This window comes from Mesorhizobium sp. P2_D5 (assembly GCF_056404355.1).
The window spans coordinates 133077-150877 of record NZ_JBFUEE010000008.1; the positions used below are offsets into that span (position 1 = coordinate 133077).

The following is a 17801-nucleotide window of genomic DNA, read 5'->3' on the forward strand; positions in this document are numbered from 1 at the left end:
AGTTGCATTTCACCGGTGCGTCAAGCTCCGGCATGCCCACGGACGCGCCCGGCATTTCATATTAAGGCCGGAATTCATCCTATAAGCGGTCTGACAGGGACATGCCAGCCCGGAGTTGCCCGCCTCCGGCCAAGAATCAAGGACCCGATGCCGCCATGCTTCGTTCCTCTCACGCCCTTGCTGCCATGCTCGCCATCGCCTTGCCGTCCGCCGCCACAGCTGCCTCGCCGCAGTCGTTTAAGGGCGAGTACATCGTGTCATTTTTTGGTCTTTCGATAGCGAAATCAACGTTTTCCAGCCACTATGAGAACGGCGCCTACGCGATCGAAGGCAGCGTCAGAGCTGCCGGTCTCGCCAAGCTGTTCGACGATACCCAGGGCACGGTCTCGTCCAAAGGCACGATCTCGGGCAAGAAGATGGTGCCGCAGGCGTTTCGTGCCGATTACACCTCCGGCAAGAAGGCATCGGTGGTCGATATCCGCTTTGCCAATGGCACGGTCACCTCGACGCAGGTCATCCCGGCGCCGGACAAGCGCGATCCCAAGAGCTGGGTGCCGATTGGCACCGGCGACCTGGCATCGGTGCTCGATCCGATGGCCGCCACGGTCATCCACGCCGACAGCCTAGACCAGGTCTGCGGCCGCACGGTGAAATTCTATGATGGCGAGATGCGCGCCGACCTGACGCTGACCTACGCGTCGAAAGGCACGATCTCGGTGCCCGGTTACAAGGGCGATACCATCACCTGCCGGATGGGCTTCGACCCGGTGGCGGGCTACCGCAAGGGCCGCAAGGCGCTCAACTACCTGAAGGACCGCAGCCGCATGATGGTGACGTTTGCGCCGCTCGGCCAAACCGGCGTATATGCGCCGATCCACGCCACGGTCGGAACGCAGATCGGCACCTTGACCATCAGCGCCAGGCGTTTCGAAGCGGTACAATAGGTCAGGCGCGCCACTGAGGACAGAATGGGGCGCACCACTGGAGACAGAATGGGGCGCGCTACACTCATCGGTTTTTCGGCGGTCGCCATGTGGGCGCTGCTGGCGCTGCTTACGGATGCCTCCGGCCAAGTGCCGCCGTTCCTGTTGTCGGCAATCACGTTTTCGATCGGCACCGGGGTCGGGCTTGTCGCGCGGCTGGTCATGCCGGCCCCCGACAAGAGCCAGAAGATACCGCCGCAGGTTTGGCTGATCGGCATTGCCGGCCTGTTCGGCTACCACTTCTTCTACTTCACCGCGCTGCGCAATGCGCCGGCGGTGGAGGCGAGCCTGATCGCCTATCTGTGGCCGCTGCTGATCGTGCTTGGCTCGGCGCTGATGCCGGGCGAGCGCCTGGCCTGGAACCATGTCGTCGGCGCGCTGCTCGGCCTTGCCGGCACCGTGCTGATCGTCACCAAAGGGGGCGGCCTCGCCTTCGATGCCCGCTACGCCTTCGGCTATGCCATGGCCGCCGTCTGTGCGGTGCTGTGGTCGTCCTATTCGCTTCTGTCGCGGCGCTTCCCGTCGGTGCCGACCAGCATCGTCACCTGGTTCTGCGCCGCCACCGCGGTGCTGTCGCTCGGTTGCCACCTGGCGCTGGAACAAACCGTGCTGCCGAACGGTGCCGGCCAGTGGCTGGCCGTGCTCGGGCTCGGCCTGATGCCGGTCGGCGCGGCCTTCTACGCCTGGGATATCGGCGTCAAGCGCGGCAACATCCAGGTGCTCGGCGCGGCAAGCTATGCGGCGCCGCTGTTGTCGACGCTGGTGCTGATCGCGGCCGGCGTCGCCGAGCCGTCGCTGCGCATCCTCGCCGCCTGCGTGCTCATCACCGGCGGGGCGGCGCTGGCGGCAAAATCGCTGTTTCTGCGGAAGCCGGTCGTGACCGAAAGCGGAGCCAAGGCATGACGATGCCGTTTGCAGGCGGCATCGACGCCAATGCGAATGCTACGTTGATCTTTTCGCTGGTGGCGGCGGTGATCTACGCCTTCATATCAGGCATGCCGCCGACGCTCGCCCGCTCGGCGGCAAAGACACTCGCCGTGGCGATGCTTGCCGTGCTGGCGGCGCTGCAAGGCGGCCCGCTGCTGCTGGTCATCGCCCTTGCGCTCAGCGCCGCTGGCGATGCCTTCCTGTCGCGCGACGGCGAAAGGGCCTTTCTCGGCGGGTTGGCCAGTTTTCTCGTCGCCCACATCGTCTATGTCGCGCTGTTCCTGCGCAGTGGGGGCGGCCTGGAGTTGCTTGGCGCCGAGTCGTGGCGCGGGGCGATCGCGCTGGCGATGGCGGTGTTCGCGATCGTCATGCTGGCGGCGCTCTGGCGGCGTGTCGGTCCGGGCTTGCGCGTTCCGATCATCGTCTATATCGCGGCCATCCTCGCCATGGGCGTTTCGGCGCTGACGACAGGCAGCGTCTCGATTGTCGGCGGCGCGCTGCTGTTCATGGCATCGGACGGGCTGCTCGCCACGGAAAAATTCCTGGTGGCCGCCATATCGCCACACCGCGTCTGGATGCGTTTGGCCGTCTGGGGTCTCTACTACGCCGCCCAACTGGCGATCACCCTAGGATTCCTGCTGAGCTAGGGGTTCTTGCTGAGTTGGGGTTGTTTCGGCTGCCAGCCGGGCTCGGCCAGCTCGAAGGTGGCGAACTCAAAGCCCGGTGCGACGGTGCAGCCGACCAGGGTCCATTCGCCCAGGCTGCGCGCCGATTGCCACCAGCCTGCCGGCACGACGATCTGCGGCCGCTCGCCCGCCGCCAGGTCGATGCCGAGCACCTGCTCGAACACGGCGCCATCTTCCTCACTCATCGACAACGCCAGCGGGGCGCCGGCGTGGAAATGCCAGACCTCGGTGGCGTCCTTGACCCGGTGCCAGGCCGAAACCTGGTGCTGCTCCAAAAGGAAATAGATCGCGGTCGAATGGCCGCGCGCGCCGCCGGCGCCGTCGCGAAAGGTCTCCGCATACCAGCCGCCCTCCGGATGCGGCTTCAGACCGAGGATCGCGATGATTTCGGCTGCGCTGGTCATGGGTTCCAGACCATCCTGTCTTTGTTTAGAAATTATCCTTGCGCTTGCGGATTTCTGCGAACACCTCGGCGTCCGAAGCTTTCTCCAGCCCAAGATGCTTGCGGATCGCTGGGTCGTGCCAGCGCAGGAACGGATTGGTCGACAGTTCCTCGCCGATCGTCGTCGGCAGCGTCGGCTTGTTTTCGGCCCGCAACGCCTCGATCTTGGCGGCACGCTCCTTCAAGGCCGAATTGGTCGGGTCGACGGTCAGCGCGAAACGCGCGTTGGAGAGCGTGTATTCATGGCCGCAATAGATGACGGTCGCGGCGGGCAGCGCTGCAAGCTTTTTCAGCGACTCGTACATCACCGGCGGCTTGCATTCGAACAGCCGCCCGCAACCCAGCGCAAACAACGTGTCGGCGGTGAACGCCACCTTCGATGCCGGCAAGTGATAGGAGACGTGGCCGGCGGTGTGGCCAGGCGTGGCGATCACCTCGATCCGTTCATCGCCGAGATGAACGACGGAACCTTCTTCGACGGTTTCGTCGATGCCGGGAATCTTCGCCTTTTCCGCTTCCGGGCCGATGATGCGCAGCTTGAAGCGCTCCTTCAGCGCCAGATTGGCCTCGACATGATCGACATGGTGATGCGTGGTCAGGATCATCGTCGGCGTCCAGCCGGTGCGCTTGAGCGCGGCCAGGATCGGCGCTTCCTCGGGTGCATCGATGATCGCGGTCTGGCCGCTTTTGGGGTCATGCACCAGCACGCCGAAATTGTCGCTGCGGCACATGAACTGTTCGATTTCGACCGGCATCGCATCTCTCCATTGTCGCCGCAGACATAGGGCGCCAAGGCGCCGATGTCATCCCGGAATGTCGAATGACATCCCAGGGAGATGACAAGTGTCACTCGGGAATGTCGACCTCGTCGAGGCCTTTTGTTGAAACCCGCCGATATCACGGCTACATCCCTCGCATGCATTCCGACATCGTCGATCTTCGCTCATTCTATTCGACAACGCTCGGCCGGTTCGCCGAGCGCTCGATCACCATGGCGCTGTCGTCGATCTGGGCAGCCGTGCCCAATGAACGGCTGGTCGGCCTCGGCTACACCTTGCCGTGGCTGGAGCGCTTCGGCGCCGATGCCGAGCGGGTCTTCGCCTTCATGCCGGCAACGCAAGGCGCCGTGGTGTGGCCGGCGACGGGGCCGACGGCGACGGCATTGGTCTTCGACGAGGAGCTGCCGCTGGTCGATTCCTGCATCGACCGCATGCTGCTCGTCCATTCGCTCGAACATGTCGAAAATCCGCGCGAAACGCTGAACGAGATCTGGCGGGTGCTGTCGCCGGCTGGCCGCGTCGTCATCGTCGTGCCCAACCGGCGCGGCGTCTGGGCGCGCTTCGAGCACACGCCGTTCGGCAATGGCCGGCCTTTCTCGCGCGGCCAGCTTACCGAACTGCTGCGCGAGACGAATTTCACGCCGGCCGCCTGGTCCGATGCGCTGTTCTTCCCGCCATCGCGGCGTCGCTTCATGATGCGCTTCCAGAACGTGCTGGAACGCGCCGGCCGGCGGCTGTGGCCGATCTTTTCCGGCGTCATCGTCGTCGAGGCGCAGAAGCGGCTCTATCAAGGCGTTCCGGTCGCCCAGCGCGCCTCGCGTCGCGTCTTCGTGCCGGTGCTGTCGCCGCATGGCGCCACGCGGCTCGGCCGTCAGAAGGAGGCCGGGGATGCCAAGCCATCGGCTGCGGGGGTGACGGCTTCGTGATCGCGACAAGAACGCCAGGGGCCTTGTCCCACCCTATCTGTCGCAAGGGGGCTCGCAGCCCATCTGAACGACGGATGCGATCAAGTCTCTCCATCCGGTTTCAGCACTGAACGCAAGGACCTCAGCCATGGCTGATCAACTGGACAATGCAGCCACCGTTCAGCCGGCTGCCGTGGCGGTCGAAGCCAGCAGCCTGGGCGATCAGGTGGCGACGATCAGGCAAGCGCTGACGGGATCGCCGGTTCGCGGCTGGTTGCTCTGGACATCGGTCGGCATCATGGCCGTCATCATCGCAACGTCGATCGGCCAGGTCCTGCTCAACCGCTGGAACCAGCCTTTCTACGATGCGCTTGCGCGCCGCGACATGGCGGCCTTCCTGCACCAGCTTCTCGTCTTTGCGGCAATCGCCGGCGGACTTCTGGTGCTCAACATCGGCCAGACCTGGCTCAACCAGATGATCAGGCTGAAGCTGCGCGAGGCGCTGACGCTGGATCTGATCGACCAGTGGATGCGGCCGGCGCGGGCCTTCCGTCTGGCCAATGCCGGCGCCATCGGCGTCAATCCCGACCAGCGCATGCAGCAGGACGCCGCGCATCTGTCGGACCTGTCGACCGACCTCGGCGTCGGCTTGCTGCAGTCGTGTATCCTGCTCGTATCCTTCGTCGGCGTGTTGTGGGAACTGTCCTCGGGCTTCGTGTTTCATGTTGGCGGCACCGCGCTGGCCATACCGGGCTACATGGTCTGGGCCGCCATCCTCTATGCCGGCACCGCCTCCTGGCTGAGCTGGCTGGTCGGGCGACCGCTGATCCGCCTCAACAGCGACCGCTACACACGCGAAGCCGAGCTTCGCTCGTCGATGGTGCGCGTCAACGAGAATGTCGATGCCATCGCGCTGTACCATGGCGAGGCCGACGCCAGGCGACGGCTCGGACTCGACCTCGGTACGGTCCTGGGCGCCATGCGCCGCATCTACACCGCCCAGATCAACCTGTCCTGGGTGACCGACACCTATGGCTGGATCACCGTCGTGGCACCCATCCTGGTCGCCTCGCCGGTCTATTTCTCCGGCGATATCAGCTTTGGCGGGCTGATGATGGCGGTCGGCGCCTTCAACCAGGTTCACTCTTCGTTGCGCTGGTTCATCAACAATATCGGCAGCATCGCCGACTGGCGCGCCACGTTGATGCGCGTCGCCGACTTCCGCATCGCGCTCAATGAGACCGATGTGCTGCACGACAAGGAAAGGCGCATTGCCTTCGGCGAGAACGCCAATGGCAGCCTGACTTTCGAGAAGCTCGAAGTGGCCTCGCGGGACGGCTGCACCAAGCTTGCCGACGAGCATGTCGAAATCCGTCCCGGCGAGCGCGTCATGATCACCGGCGACCCCGGCGCCGGCAAGACGTTGTTCTTCCGCGCCATTGCCGGCCTGTGGCCATGGGGGAGTGGGCGGATCGGCCTGCCTGCGGGAGAAAACCCCATATTCGTGCCGCGCGTGCCGTATTTCCCGACCGGTACGCTGCGCGAGGTCCTCGATCACCCGAACGGACCTGCGCCGGCGAGCGACGCCGACATTTCGGCGGTGCTTGCCGAAGTCGGGCTTGGACGGCTGTCATCCTCACTCGACCGCAGCGCGCGCTGGGAGCATGAGCTGGGCGATGACGAACAGCGTTCGCTGGCCTTCGCCAGGCTCGCCTTGCGGCAGCCGAAATGGGTGATCATCGACGAAGCCCTGGACGCGTTCGACGGGCCCTCGCTGCGGCGCGTGCTTTCGACATTGGATAAGCGCTTGCCCGAGACGGCGATCCTCAACATCGGACGCGGGCTGCACAACAATCAGTTCTTTCCCCGCGCGTTGACGATCGTCAAGGATACCGGTGCGCAGGCGCTGAAACCTGTCCGCGTCAGGGCCGGTGCGATCGACCCGCCGCCGGCGGCCGCCCGCCGCAAGAAATAGGCTGTTTTCCCCGGTTACGGGCTCCAAGCTTTATTTTGCCGCGATCGCGAAGGAAGATTTCGCGAAGAAACAACTCTGGCGTCGGCCATGCTTGATGCTTTACGCCTGCTTGCCTGTCTTGCCTGTGCCCAGGCTACTCCGACCGCCCCGCCGCCGGATGCGCTGGCGGTCGATGTCGAGCTGGTGCTGGCGGTCGACATTTCGCTGTCGATGGACGAGAAGGAGTTTGCCCTGCAGCGCGCCGGTTATGTCGAGGCGCTGCGGCATCCCGATTTCATCCAGGCTGTCCGCGCCGGCAAGACGGGCCGCATCGCGCTCGCCTATTTCGAATGGGCCGGCACGGTGCGCGACGATGCGATCATCGACTGGCAAATCATCGACAGCGCCGAGAGCGCCAACAGCTTTGCCGACAAGGTCGCGGCCCGGCCGTTCCGCAGCTTCCGCGGCACTTCGATTTCCACTGCACTGGCTTTCGGCACCGAGATTTTCGATCGCACTTCTTTCGAGGGCGAACGCAGCGTCATCGATATATCAGGCGATGGTCCCAACAATATCGGGCCGCCGGTCACCGCGACGCGCGATGCGGCAACTGCCAAAGGCATCGTCATCAACGGCCTGCCGATTCTGATCAATCCGTCACCAACCTTCAGCCATCTCGACCAGTACTATGCGCAGTGCGTGACCGGAGGGCCTGGTTCCTTTGTGCTGCCGATTTACGCTGCCGCCGAATTTTCTACGGCCATCCGGCGCAAGCTGGTCCTCGAAGTGAGCGGCATTCAAGATGGGACGAGGGTCATCCCCGTCGACACTGCTGCGCCTGTCGACTGCTTGAAAGGCGAGCGGGACAGACGGTTTTATTCGGACCCGTATTTTCCGGAGCTCGACCGATAGCTTCGTCGTAGTGACAGCAGTCAGGCCGGACGGGCGTCGAACTTCTGCCGAAACTCGTGGTGAAGGTCGCGACGCCAGCGCCGGCCATAGACATAGCCATTGATCAGTTCGGGCAGCGAGTAGCCGAGATCTTTCGACGAGCGGTTGGCCATGTAGCCCGAGAAGGCTTCCGGAATCCGGCACTTCAGAATATCGGAAATGATCTGCCGCGTGATCATGTAGGGCGGGATATGCGGGTAGGAGCGGGCAATATTCGGGTGTTTGCGCATCAGATTCGCATAGGCTTCGACATAGCCGTCGCGACGTCGCGAAATCGAATTCTCCGAATTGTGCTTCGTCCAGTCGATGTCCTGAGACAATTGCGCGCCGAAGCGCCGGGCAAGCCGCAGCAGCAATTCCCGATCCTGCATCCTGGCGATGTCGCTGTCATAGCCGCCGATGGCCAGCAACGCCTCGCGGCGGGCTGTTATCGCCGATCCCGCGATCAAGATTGTCTCCGCGACCAGCGTTCGTTCCAGCGTGGCAGAGTTTAGGAATGCATCGCGATTGATGCAATCGGTGGCGCGTCCGCCCTTCAGGGAGACATAAGAGCTGATCAGCACTTCGAGCGCCGGATTGGCATCGAACCAGGTCAGGGTCCGTTCGAGCCTGTGCGGCAGATAGACGTCGTCGGAATCGAGGAACGTCACGACGGGTGCCTGCGCGCGCTCGATGCCTGCATTGCGGGCGGCATTGGCGCCTCGCCATTTCGCGCCGACATAGATCAGTCGCGGATCACGAATGCTGGCCAGTGCCGCCGCGGTTCCGTCCGTCGAGCCATCGTCGACGACAATATGCTCGAACCTCGGCATGCTCTGGGAAATTACACTTTCCACGGCGCGCAATACCGCCTCGCGCCTGTTGTGAGTCGGCGTGATGACCGTGATGAGAGGAGCGTGCTCTGTCTTCCGGGTCATACTGCGTCAGCCATTTCCAGCGTAAAAAATACGCTTCCTGCCAGGTCTTTCGATCTTCAGGACGGTCAAATGGATCGGCCTTCCATATCCCCCGTATTGGCCACGACGCTACAAAAAACAGCCGTACCTGTCACCCCACCGGGATGCTGCTCAATGCGCGTGAAACGACGAATTCCACTATCTAGCGCTTCAACTGCAACACCATTGCCGCGCCCTATGCTTGCGAATCGCCCTTGCGATGAATGACGCGTCTATAATCTGGATGCATTCCACTACGTCAGACGTAATCGCATCGCGGCAGGTGTTTGGGCAGATTGCCGTCGCGAGGCCGGCTGCTCGGCTTCGGTTCCAGAGGGAGTACTGTCATGACTGCTTACGCCGTTGCCCATATGCGCCAAGCCCGGATGGGTCCGCAGATCGTCGAATATCTGCAGAAGATCGATGCCACGCTGGCCCCTTTCGGCGGTCGTTTTCTGGTCCATGGCGGCGAGGTCGAGGTCATCGAAAACGATTGGCAGGGCCACCTGATCATCATCGAATTTCCCGACAGGCAACACGTGCGCGGATGGTACAACTCGGCCGCCTATCAGGCGATACTGACGTTGCGGACCGACAACTCGGAAGCCGACGTGATCTTCGTTGATGGCGTTGAGCATCCGCATAAGGCCACGGATGTCCTTGACCAGGCGTGAAGTCGACAATGGTGCGGCGGGATTACCGTTTCAGCAAGAACACCGCCTGCTGGCCGAAGAAGTTCCAGAACCACCATGGCATCGACAGGCCGATCTTCTGGCCATTGGCGTCGAGCGCGGTTGCTTTTTCCACGGTAGCGCCAAGCTCGTCGCACAGATTGACGAAGTCGCGGATGGTGCAGAAATGGATGTTGGGCGTGTCGTACCAGGAATAGGGCAGGTCCGTGGTCACCGGCATGCGGCCATTGAGGAACAGCGACATGCGGACCCGCCAATGGCCGAAATTGGGGAAGGACACGATGGCGCGATTGCCGATCCTGAGCAGTTCCTTGAGAACCAGCTTCGGGTTGCGGGTGGCCTGCAGGGTCTGCGACAGGACGACGAAGTCAAAGCCCTTGTCGGGATAGAACTCGAGATCCTTGTCGGCATCGCCCTGGATGACGCTCAAGCCGCGCGCCACGCATTCGTTGACGCCACGCTGCGAGAGTTCAAGGCCGCGGCCGTCGACCTGCTTGGTGTCCTGCAGCAATTCGAGCAGCGAGCCATCGCCTGAACCGACGTCGAGCACGCGCGACTGTGGCGGAATGAGGTTAGCGACGACTTCGAGGTCGACGCGCTGGTTGCGGGTGACGTTCATGATGCGAGTCCTCGCGCCCGTGCCGCGGAGCCGATGAAGCCATTGATGGCGGCAAACAGTTCCGGCTCGTCGAGCAGGAAGGCGTCGTGGCCGCGATCGGTCTCGATCTCGACAAAGGATACCGACGCGCCGGCGGCGTTGAGCGCATGAACGATCGAGCGGCTCTCTTCGGTCGGGAACAGCCAATCCGAGGTGAAGGACACCAGGCAGAAGCGGGTTTTCGTGCCGGCGAACGCATCCGCCAGCCGGCCGCCATGGTCGGCGGCGAGGTCGAAATAATCCATCGACCGCGTCATGTAGAGATAGGAATTGGCATCGAAGCGATCGACGAAGGTCATGCCCTGGTGGCGCAGATAGCTCTCGATCTGGAAGTCGGCGTCGAAGCCGAAGGTGAGCGCCTCGCGATCCTGCAGATTGCGGCCGAACTTCCGATGCAGGGCAGCTTCCGACAGATAGGTGATATGGGCGGCCATGCGCGCCACCGCCAAGCCCTTTTCCGGGCGCTTGCCGTGCTCGAAATATTTGCCGCCATGCCAGTCCGGATCCGCCATCACGGCCTGCCGGCCGACCTCATGGAAGGCGATGTTCTGCGAGGAATGGCGCGCGCCGGTGGCGATCGGCAGCGCCGAGAAGACGCGCTCCGGATAGCTCGACGCCCATTCCAGTACCTGCATGCCGCCCATCGAGCCACCGAGGACGCAAAACAGTTTTTCGATGCCGAAATGGTCGATCAGCATCTGCTGGGCGCGCACCATGTCTCGAATGGTGATGATCGGCAGGTCGAGCCCATAGGGCTTGCCGGTGGCGGGATTGGTCGAGGCCGGGCCGGTGGAGCCCAGACAACCGCCGATGACGTTGGAGCAGATGACGAAGAAACGGTTGGTATCGATGATCTTGCCGGGGCCGATCAGCACTTCCCACCAGCCCGGCTTGCCGGTCACCGGATTGGTGCTGCCGACATGCTGGTCGCCCGTCAGCGCATGGCAGACGAGGATGGCGTTGGAACGGGCGTCGTTCAGCGTGCCGTAGGTCTGGTAGGCGATCTGGAACGGCGACAGCAGGGTGCCGGCATCGAGCTTTAGCGGCTTGTCGGGCCCAAAGCGCAGCACCGGGCTCGACGGCTGGTCAGCCTCGTTGTTGGTTTTTCCAGCGCGTAGAGCGGCCATTGCATCCATCTCACACTTTGAATCCGCACGGTGCTTTCGAAATTCGAGGCCGATGCGGTGTCCGGCCGGCGCGGACAACAAAAAACCGGCATTGCAGTCGCAAAGCCGGTTACAGGATGCAAACGGCCCTTTAGCAAGTTGTTTAACGTGGCTGCAAGCCGACCGGCCAAATCACCACGGAATTTCGTACCTCTTCTAGGACTGTGGCGCGCCCGCGTCAACGGCCAGCCGCGGTCCGGAGGTTGCCACCTCTCGACATTGCGGGCCGTGGCTTGTATTTCCGCTTCGGCTTCCAGACGGAAGCGTTCTCGACGGATTTTGCGACATGAGCCAGACACCGGACAAGGCACGTCCAACCCCGCGCGCGGGCATCATGGACATCGACGCCTATGTGCCGGGCAAGAGCACCGCGCCCGCCGGCGTCGCCAAGGTCTACAAGCTGTCGTCGAACGAGAATCCGCTGGGTCCGTCGCCGAAGGCGATCGAGGCCGCGCGGGAGATTGCTGCGAAGCTCGACGTCTATCCCGATGGCACCGCCAGGCGGCTGCGTGAGGCGATCGCCGAGGTGCATGGTCTCAACGCGCAGAACATCATCTGTTCCAACGGCTCCGACGAAATTCTCGGCCTTCTGGCGCAAACCTATCTCGCTCCCGGCGACGAGGCGATTTTCACCGAACACGCCTTCATGGTCTACAAAATCTACATCCAGTCGGCCGGCGCAACTCCGGTCGCGGTCAAGGAGACCGATGAGCGTGCCGACATCGATGCGATGCTGGCCGCCGTCACGCCGCGCACGAAAATCGTATTCCTTGCCAATCCCAACAACCCGACCGGCACCTATGTGCCGTTCCAGGAAGTGCGCCGCCTGCATGCCGGCTTGCCCGGAAATGTGCTTCTGGTGCTCGACGCGGCTTACGCCGAATATGTTCGCCGCAACGACTATGAAGCCGGCATCGAACTGGTCGGCGGGGCCGAGAACGTGGTGATGACCCGCACCTTCTCCAAGATCGGCCTCGGCGGGGCTCGGATCGGCTGGATGTACGCACCGATGCACATCGTCGATGCCATCAACCGTGTGCGTGGCCCCTTCAACGTCAATGCGACGGCGATCGAGGCCGGCATCGCCGCGATCCGTGACCGCGACCACGTCCAACGCAGCGTGATGCACAACGAAACGTGGCTTACATGGTTGAGCGAGGAGTTCGGCAAGCTTGGGCTGCGGGTGACGCCAAGCGTCGGCAATTTCATCCTGATCCATTTTCCCGACGACCAGAACCATTCGGCCGCCGCGGCGGACGATTATCTGACGGCGCGCGGCTATATTCTGCGGCGCGTTTCCGGCTACGGCTTTCCCAACGCGCTGCGCATGACCGTCGGCACCGAAGAGGCCAATCGCGGCGTGGTCGCCGCTCTCACGACATTCCTGAAAAGCTAGAACACCATGACATCACCGATGTTTGAAAAGATCGCGCTGGTCGGCATCGGCCTGATCGGCTCGTCACTGGCCCGCGTCATCCGTCGCGAGGGCCTCGCCCGTCACGTCGCCATCTCGACCCGCAGTGCCGCGACATTGGCGCGGGCGCAAGAGCTTGGGCTCGGCTCCTCCTACTCCAGCGATGCGAAGGAAGCGGTCCGCGATGCTGATCTGGTCATCGTCTCGGTGCCGGTCGGCTCGTCCGGCGCTGTGGCCGAGGAAATCGCGCCGGCGCTGAAGCAGGGTGCGATCCTCACCGATGTCGGCTCGACCAAGGCATCGGTGATTGCGCAGATGCAGCCCTATGTGCCCGATGGCGTGCATTTCATTCCCGGCCACCCACTGGCGGGCACGGAAAAATCCGGCCCAGATGCCGGTTTCGCCGACCTGTTCGACAATCGCTGGTGCATCTTCACCCCGCTGCCCGACACCGACCCGGATGCACTGGAGAGGCTGTCGGAATTCTGGCGCCGTTGCGGCGCCAACATCGACACGATGGACCCGCAGCATCACGACATGACGCTGGCCATCGTCTCGCACCTGCCGCATATCATCGCCTACAACATCGTCGGCACCGCCGACGATCTGCAGTCGGTGACCAAATCCGAAGTGATCAAATATTCGGCTTCAGGTTTTCGCGATTTCACCCGTCTCGCCGCCTCGGATCCGACCATGTGGCGCGACGTCTGCCTGCACAACAAGGACGCCATCCTCGAAATGCTGGCACGGTTCTCGGAAGATCTGGCGTCGCTGCAGCGGGCGATCCGCTGGGGCGACGGCGAAAAGCTGTTCGATCTGTTCACCCGCACCCGTGCGGTGCGCCGCTCGATCATCGAGGCCGGCCAGGACATCGACGTCCCCGATTTCGGCCGTCAGGCGGTCGAGCACCCGGCGAAGGCGTAGGTCGCTTCTTCAGCCTGCTGGCCAGTGGCTTTTCATCATCGCCAGCGTCTCGGCCCGGTCCGGCGCGCCTAGCCGGCCGCCGAAGCGCAGGCATTTGAGCGCGGCGGCCGCACTGGCAAAGCGTAAGGCCTGCTCGACCGGCATGGCTTCCGCCAGTCCGACGGCGAAGGCGCCGTGAAAGACATCGCCGGCGGCCAGCGTGTCGACCGCATTGATTTTCGGCGCCGCGACATGTCGCGATGATCCCGTCGCGCGATCGAACCACCAGGTGCCAGCCGCGCCGCCGGTAACCGCGACAAACGCATCGCCGCGCCGGGCGAGTGCCTCACAGGCCTGGCGCGAATCCAGTTCCGCGCCGCACAGTACGCGCGCCGCCGGCTCGGAAGCCACGATATGGGATGCCAGGGGCAGCAGCAGTTCCAGCACGTCCCTCGACGCGGTATCGGCATCAAGGATCGCCGGCCGGCCGATGGCGTGCGCCGCCTCCAGGGCAAGCGCTGCGGCACCGGGCCAGCGGACATCGGCCAGCACGGCATCGAATGCCGAGAGGTCTGCGAGCGGCAGAGCCTCGGGATCGGCCTGGGCCTGGCTGTCGTAGAACGGCACGATGATGCGCTCGCCATGCGCGTCGACCAGGATCGAGGCCAGCGCCGAGCGGGCGCCACTGACGCGGCGCACGAAGCTGCAATCGACGCCTTCTGCTTGGATCCCGGCGATCAGCTGATCGCCGACTGAATCGTCGCCCGTGCTCGCCCACAACGAAACATCGGCGCCCAGGCGATGTGCAGCGCAGGCCGCGCTCGTCGCCATGCCCGAAGCGATCTGGACGCCGTCGGAGGCGATGAACTTGCCTTGGTGGCCGGGCAGCGTCTCGACACGCAAGATCGTATCCAGCGTCAGCGCGCCGACACTCAGCAGTCTCACGGGTTTTGCCATCGATGCGCTATTCCACCGGCTTGATCTTGCCCAGCGGAATGAAGCCGAGCGAGGCCTTGCCCTTGACCACCTTGAGCGGCATCGACGGCTGGTTGCCGAGCAGCGCCAGGCCAGCAAAGCCCTGCTCGATCTGCGTTTTTTGCTCGGGGATGGCACCGCCGAGGATCGCCGCCACGGCCTTCGGATCCTTCAGCGTGATCGTCAGGTCGGCGTCGATGAGACCATCGGCATCGACCGACAGCGGTCCGGAAACGGTGACGCGCGCCGTGCCTGACGACAGGTCGAGGTTGTGGATCTCGATCGCCTGGCCGCGCAGGCTCTTCACTTGCCTGCCGATCAGCGCGACGCCATTCTTCAGCGTCACGTCGCCGCTGGCATCGAGCGCCGGCAGCACCCGTCCGCCGATCGCCTCGGCATCGATCTCGAGATCGCTGAAATTACCGAGATAGTTGATATCCCCACCTTTCGGCTGCAATTGGCTGTCCGCCTTGCCGGCACTGAACAGTTCGACCGGATCGGTGTCATCAGCGGGATCGGTCTGGCCGGACAGGCCCTCGGCCTGCAGCGAAATCCGCCGTGGCAGCGGCCATGACAGTTTGACGTTGGCTTGCAAATTGTCCCAGTCGATCCACAGCGGCATCATGCCTGGAACGGAGGTCCTGAGCGGACCGCGCAGATCGGCCACCGGCGACAGCGGCTGGATGATCTGGGCGACGGCATTGAAGCTGCCGGCCGAGGCGGCGATGTTCCTGGCATCGTCCTCATAAGCGAGATTGTCGCAGGAGACGGCAAAGCTCAGCGGATAGCCGCTGACCTGGAGATTGGCACAGCCGGCCTCGACGCCACTCTTGTTGAGCGAGGCAACCGCCTTGTCGGCTTCACTTCGGACCCGGTCAGCCAGGTAGAACCAGCCAGCGCTGTAAATGGCGAACAGCACGACAATGAACGCGGCAAGCCAGAACAGGAGGCGTCGGCGCTTCGGTTGGCGTTCGTCACTTGACGTCATGCTTTGGCTCTCGTTAACGCATGGGTGTTGTAGGCGGACTCGCGATTCCGACAACAACAGGTAGACAGAGGCGGACGGAAAAAACACCGATTCCGGTGTGGTGCTGCCATTCTTTTACAATCAGGCGCGGCGATATGGGCGATTTTTGGGTGTTTGGCTATGGGTCGCTGATCTGGCGGCCGGGTTTCGCGCATGTCGAAACGCAGCGCGCCCGCCTGCACGGCTACCGGCGCTCGCTGTGCGTCTATTCCTTCGTGCATCGCGGCACGCGTCAGCGGCCGGGGCTGGTGCTCGGTCTCGACCGTGGTGGCTCCTGCGTCGGTTTGGCGTTCCGCGTGCCCGGCGAATTGCGCGACGAGGTCATCGCCTATCTGCGCGAGCGCGAGCTGGTCACCAACGTCTATCTCGAACGGACGCTCAAGATTCGCCTTGACGGCGGCCGGACGGTCGAAGCCGTAGCCTACATCGTCGACCGCCAGCATGAGCAATATGCCGGCGCGCTCGACGCGGCGCATGCAGCGGCCGTGGTGCGCGGCGCGGTCGGCCAGTCCGGCAACAATGAGGACTATGTGATCAGCACGCTGGAACACCTTGAGGCGCTGGGCATAAGCGACCACTGGCTGGAGGATGTCGCGCGCCGGGTAGCACCTTTGTGAAGCGCTGGCTCTGCGGAAAAGGCCGCCAGGCCTTTGACCTCGATAAGGGAAGACCTAGGTTAGGTCCCGAACCTCAGCCAGGGCTGCATTCACTGGCCCCCAATCATCCCGGAGATACGCCTTGCAGAAACGCCGCCTTGGTCGCACCGACCTTTCCATCGCGCCGCTGGTTCTGGGCGGCAATGTCTTTGGCTGGACCGCCGACGAGAAAACCTCGTTCGATCTGCTAGACCGCTTCGTCGGGGCCGGTCTCAACGCCATCGACACGGCGGACGCCTATTCGCGCTGGGTGCCAGGCCACAAGGGCGGCGAATCGGAAACCATCATCGGCAAGTGGATGAAGGACCGTGGCAATCGCGATCACGTCGTGGTGGTCACCAAGGTTGGCTCGGATATGGGGCAGGGCCACAAGGACTTGTCCGCGGCCTATATCGAAAAGGCCGTCGACGCGTCGCTGAAGCGGCTGCAGACGGACGTCATCGACCTCTATCTGTCGCACTGGCCGGATCCGACCACACCCTATGAGGAAACCCTTGGCGCCTACGAGAGGCTGCTCGCCAAGGGCAAGATCCGCTATGCCGGCTGCTCGAACCTCGACGCCGGCCAGTTACGCGCGGCACTCGATGTGGCGAGCCTGCGCAGCCTGCCGCGCTACGAGGTGCTGCAGCCGGAATACAATCTCTACGATCGCTCCTCCTTCGACGGGCCGTTGCGCGATCTGTGCGTGGCCGAGGACATCGGCGTCATCACCTATTTCAGCCTGGCCAAGGGCTTCCTCAGCGGCAAATACCGCAGTGAGGCCGATCTTGGCCAAAGCCCGCGTGGCGGCGGGGTGAAAGACTACCTCAACGCGCGCGGCACGCGCATTCTCGCGGCACTCGATGCGGTGTCGGCCAGGCATTCGGCCAAGCAGGCGGAAGTGGCGCTTTCCTGGGTTATCGCACGGCCAGGCGTCACCGCGCCGATCGCCAGCGCCACCAGGCCTGAGCAGATGGAGAGCCTGATCAAGGCCGCGTCGCTGAAATTGACCGCCGACGACATGGCCGAGCTCGACAAGGCAAGCGGCTGAAACTTCCGGCGGCGCCGCACGCACGAACGTCCAAGACCACGCACCTGTCTTGCCATACCGTCCTTCGCACGGGGCAAGGCAGAGGGTGAGATGACTGAGCCGCTTCTTTCGCAACCGGATCTTTGGCGCCAGTTGGTCGCGCTGGTGCTTGCCGCCACCGTCGTCATGGGCAGCCCAGGGCCGGCAACGATAAGCGTCACCGCCGTCGGCGCTGCCTTCGGCTTGCGTGATTCATTGCGGTACGCCTGGGGGATCGTCCTGGGCACGATTGCAGTGCTGCTGGTGGTAGCTACCGGGGTCATGGCGGTGCTCACGTCGATGCCGAAGCTGGGGCCGCTGCTGGCTTTCGCGTCCGGCGCCTATATCCTCTATCTCGCGTTCAAGATCGCCACGGCTCCACCATTGGTAGCGCGCGCGGCCGAGGCTTCGCGCCCAACATGGCTGGCCGGGTTTCTGCTGGCTGTCGCCAACCCAAAAGCCTATGTGGCGATCGCCGCCGTGTTCGCCGGCGCGTCGTCGAGCCAAGGCGCCGGCGATATCGGCATATGGCTCAAGCTGACCGTCCTCGCGCTGATGATCGTTGCCATCCACGCTTTGTGGCTCGTTGCAGGGGCGTCTTTCGCCCGCTTCCTCCGCAGGCCGGCCGCTTCGCGGATCATCAATCTGATCTTTGCCACGACGCTGGTGTTGACCACCGCGCTGGCCGTGTTCGGCTGAG

At 63.6% G+C, this 17801-nt stretch carries 19 protein-coding genes and 1 riboswitch; of the genes, 12 read left to right on the top strand and 7 right to left on the bottom strand.

Annotation, left to right across the window (positions count from 1 at the left end; translation table 11 throughout):
* Positions 1-155: 155 nt before the first annotated feature.
* The 3 genes from AC1DYW_RS28345 to AC1DYW_RS28355 are packed head-to-tail and all read left to right on the top strand — an operon-like array spanning position 156 to position 2557.
* Positions 156-944, top strand: coding sequence for a DUF3108 domain-containing protein (locus tag AC1DYW_RS28345; RefSeq protein ID WP_457152073.1), 789 nt, complete (start codon positions 156-158; stop codon positions 942-944).
* 48 nt (positions 945-992) lie between these two features.
* Positions 993-1886, top strand: coding sequence for an aromatic amino acid exporter YddG (yddG, locus tag AC1DYW_RS28350; RefSeq protein ID WP_477228393.1), 894 nt, complete (start codon positions 993-995; stop codon positions 1884-1886).
* Positions 1883-2557 (top strand): lysoplasmalogenase, encoded by a 675-nt coding sequence (locus tag AC1DYW_RS28355; protein ID WP_457152071.1) that lies wholly within the window; start codon positions 1883-1885, stop codon positions 2555-2557. The genes yddG and AC1DYW_RS28355 overlap by 4 nt, the downstream gene beginning before the upstream one ends.
* Here the strand turns inward: AC1DYW_RS28355 and AC1DYW_RS28360 are convergent.
* Positions 2554-3000 (bottom strand): cupin domain-containing protein, encoded by a 447-nt coding sequence (locus AC1DYW_RS28360; protein WP_095084901.1) that lies wholly within the window; start codon positions 2998-3000, stop codon positions 2554-2556. The two genes, AC1DYW_RS28355 and AC1DYW_RS28360, sit on opposite strands and share 4 nt — an antisense overlap.
* A gap of 25 nt (positions 3001-3025) precedes the next feature.
* Positions 3026-3793, bottom strand: a complete 768-nt coding sequence (gene gloB / locus AC1DYW_RS28365) for a hydroxyacylglutathione hydrolase (RefSeq protein ID WP_477228394.1) — start codon at positions 3791-3793, stop codon at positions 3026-3028.
* Positions 3794-3954: 161 nt separating this feature from the next.
* Here gloB and AC1DYW_RS28370 point away from each other — a divergent pair, with 161 nt between their 5' ends.
* The 3 genes from AC1DYW_RS28370 to AC1DYW_RS28380 all read left to right on the top strand — a co-directional run bounded on the left by AC1DYW_RS28370 (position 3955) and on the right by AC1DYW_RS28380 (position 7588).
* Positions 3955-4743 (top strand): class I SAM-dependent methyltransferase, encoded by a 789-nt coding sequence (locus AC1DYW_RS28370; protein WP_457152069.1) that lies wholly within the window; start codon positions 3955-3957, stop codon positions 4741-4743.
* A 127-nt stretch (positions 4744-4870) separates the two neighbouring features.
* Positions 4871-6697, top strand: a complete 1827-nt coding sequence (locus AC1DYW_RS28375; RefSeq protein WP_457152068.1) for an ABC transporter ATP-binding protein/permease — start codon at positions 4871-4873, stop codon at positions 6695-6697.
* A gap of 87 nt (positions 6698-6784) precedes the next feature.
* A complete protein-coding gene (locus AC1DYW_RS28380; RefSeq protein WP_477228395.1) occupies positions 6785-7588 on the top strand; it encodes a DUF1194 domain-containing protein in 804 nt (267 codons plus the stop codon).
* 20 nt (positions 7589-7608) lie between these two features.
* Here AC1DYW_RS28380 and AC1DYW_RS28385 read toward each other — a convergent pair whose 3' ends face one another.
* Positions 7609-8544, bottom strand: coding sequence for a glycosyltransferase family 2 protein (locus AC1DYW_RS28385; protein ID WP_457153177.1), 936 nt, complete (start codon positions 8542-8544; stop codon positions 7609-7611).
* A gap of 365 nt (positions 8545-8909) precedes the next feature.
* Here AC1DYW_RS28385 and AC1DYW_RS28390 point away from each other — a divergent pair, with 365 nt between their 5' ends.
* On the top strand, positions 8910-9236 hold the full coding sequence (locus tag AC1DYW_RS28390) for a DUF1330 domain-containing protein (protein ID WP_457153178.1): 327 nt from the start codon (positions 8910-8912) through the stop codon (positions 9234-9236).
* Positions 9237-9258: 22 nt separating this feature from the next.
* Here AC1DYW_RS28390 and metW read toward each other — a convergent pair whose 3' ends face one another.
* Complete coding sequence (metW, locus tag AC1DYW_RS28395) at positions 9259-9873, bottom strand: methionine biosynthesis protein MetW (protein ID WP_095084894.1); 615 nt, start codon at positions 9871-9873, stop codon at positions 9259-9261.
* On the bottom strand, positions 9870-11039 hold the full coding sequence (metX, locus tag AC1DYW_RS28400) for a homoserine O-acetyltransferase MetX (RefSeq protein WP_457153179.1): 1170 nt from the start codon (positions 11037-11039) through the stop codon (positions 9870-9872). Before metX ends, metW begins: the two co-directional genes overlap by 4 nt.
* 110 nt (positions 11040-11149) lie before the next feature.
* Positions 11150-11227, bottom strand: a riboswitch (SAM riboswitch).
* A gap of 137 nt (positions 11228-11364) precedes the next feature.
* Between metX and hisC the strand changes: the two genes are divergently transcribed.
* On the top strand, positions 11365-12474 hold the full coding sequence (hisC, locus tag AC1DYW_RS28405; protein ID WP_457153180.1) for a histidinol-phosphate transaminase: 1110 nt from the start codon (positions 11365-11367) through the stop codon (positions 12472-12474).
* Between the two features lie 6 nt (positions 12475-12480).
* Positions 12481-13416: a prephenate/arogenate dehydrogenase family protein gene (locus tag AC1DYW_RS28410; protein ID WP_457153181.1), complete on the top strand. Its 936-nt coding sequence runs from the start codon at positions 12481-12483 to the stop codon at positions 13414-13416.
* A gap of 9 nt (positions 13417-13425) precedes the next feature.
* Here AC1DYW_RS28410 and AC1DYW_RS28415 read toward each other — a convergent pair whose 3' ends face one another.
* Together AC1DYW_RS28415 and AC1DYW_RS28420 are read right to left on the bottom strand one after the other, a co-directional pair.
* Positions 13426-14352, bottom strand: a complete 927-nt coding sequence (locus tag AC1DYW_RS28415; protein WP_457153182.1) for a sugar kinase — start codon at positions 14350-14352, stop codon at positions 13426-13428.
* A gap of 7 nt (positions 14353-14359) precedes the next feature.
* A complete protein-coding gene (locus AC1DYW_RS28420) occupies positions 14360-15358 on the bottom strand; it encodes a DUF2125 domain-containing protein (protein WP_457153183.1) in 999 nt (332 codons plus the stop codon).
* A 134-nt stretch (positions 15359-15492) separates the two neighbouring features.
* On the opposite strand from AC1DYW_RS28420, the gene AC1DYW_RS28425 reads away from it, so the two are divergent.
* From AC1DYW_RS28425 to AC1DYW_RS28435, 3 genes are all read left to right on the top strand, one after another.
* Complete coding sequence (locus AC1DYW_RS28425) at positions 15493-16014, top strand: gamma-glutamylcyclotransferase (RefSeq protein WP_457152227.1); 522 nt, start codon at positions 15493-15495, stop codon at positions 16012-16014.
* A gap of 121 nt (positions 16015-16135) precedes the next feature.
* Positions 16136-17083 carry an aldo/keto reductase gene (locus AC1DYW_RS28430; protein ID WP_457152226.1) on the top strand — a complete coding sequence of 316 codons (948 nt, stop codon included), beginning with the start codon at positions 16136-16138 and terminating at the stop codon, positions 17081-17083.
* 90 nt (positions 17084-17173) lie between these two features.
* Positions 17174-17800 carry a LysE family translocator gene (locus tag AC1DYW_RS28435; RefSeq protein ID WP_457152225.1) on the top strand — a complete coding sequence of 209 codons (627 nt, stop codon included), beginning with the start codon at positions 17174-17176 and terminating at the stop codon, positions 17798-17800.
* Position 17801: the final 1 nt, after the last annotated feature.

Excerpts from the sequence above, each read along its gene's own strand:
- metX (WP_457153179.1), bottom strand. The coding sequence starts at position 11,039 with ATGGCCGCTCTACGCGCTGGAAAAACCAACAACGAGGCTGACCAGCCG.
- AC1DYW_RS28360 (WP_095084901.1), bottom strand. The coding sequence starts at position 3,000 with ATGACCAGCGCAGCCGAAATCATCGCGATCCTCGGTCTGAAGCCGCAT.
- AC1DYW_RS28415 (WP_457153182.1), bottom strand. The coding sequence starts at position 14,352 with ATGGCAAAACCCGTGAGACTGCTGAGTGTCGGCGCGCTGACGCTGGAT.
- AC1DYW_RS28425 (WP_457152227.1), top strand. The coding sequence starts at position 15,493 with ATGGGCGATTTTTGGGTGTTTGGCTATGGGTCGCTGATCTGGCGGCCG.
- AC1DYW_RS28375 (WP_457152068.1), top strand. The coding sequence starts at position 4,871 with ATGGCTGATCAACTGGACAATGCAGCCACCGTTCAGCCGGCTGCCGTG.
- AC1DYW_RS28385 (WP_457153177.1), bottom strand. The coding sequence starts at position 8,544 with ATGACCCGGAAGACAGAGCACGCTCCTCTCATCACGGTCATCACGCCG.
- AC1DYW_RS28370 (WP_457152069.1), top strand. The coding sequence starts at position 3,955 with ATGCATTCCGACATCGTCGATCTTCGCTCATTCTATTCGACAACGCTC.
- hisC (WP_457153180.1), top strand. The coding sequence starts at position 11,365 with ATGAGCCAGACACCGGACAAGGCACGTCCAACCCCGCGCGCGGGCATC.
- AC1DYW_RS28410 (WP_457153181.1), top strand. The coding sequence starts at position 12,481 with ATGACATCACCGATGTTTGAAAAGATCGCGCTGGTCGGCATCGGCCTG.
- AC1DYW_RS28355 (WP_457152071.1), top strand. The coding sequence starts at position 1,883 with ATGACGATGCCGTTTGCAGGCGGCATCGACGCCAATGCGAATGCTACG.
- AC1DYW_RS28380 (WP_477228395.1), top strand. The coding sequence starts at position 6,785 with ATGCTTGATGCTTTACGCCTGCTTGCCTGTCTTGCCTGTGCCCAGGCT.
- AC1DYW_RS28435 (WP_457152225.1), top strand. The coding sequence starts at position 17,174 with ATGACTGAGCCGCTTCTTTCGCAACCGGATCTTTGGCGCCAGTTGGTC.
- gloB (WP_477228394.1), bottom strand. The coding sequence starts at position 3,793 with ATGCCGGTCGAAATCGAACAGTTCATGTGCCGCAGCGACAATTTCGGC.
- yddG (WP_477228393.1), top strand. The coding sequence starts at position 993 with ATGGGGCGCGCTACACTCATCGGTTTTTCGGCGGTCGCCATGTGGGCG.
- metW (WP_095084894.1), bottom strand. The coding sequence starts at position 9,873 with ATGAACGTCACCCGCAACCAGCGCGTCGACCTCGAAGTCGTCGCTAAC.
- AC1DYW_RS28390 (WP_457153178.1), top strand. The coding sequence starts at position 8,910 with ATGACTGCTTACGCCGTTGCCCATATGCGCCAAGCCCGGATGGGTCCG.
- AC1DYW_RS28420 (WP_457153183.1), bottom strand. The coding sequence starts at position 15,358 with ATGACGTCAAGTGACGAACGCCAACCGAAGCGCCGACGCCTCCTGTTC.
- AC1DYW_RS28345 (WP_457152073.1), top strand. The coding sequence starts at position 156 with ATGCTTCGTTCCTCTCACGCCCTTGCTGCCATGCTCGCCATCGCCTTG.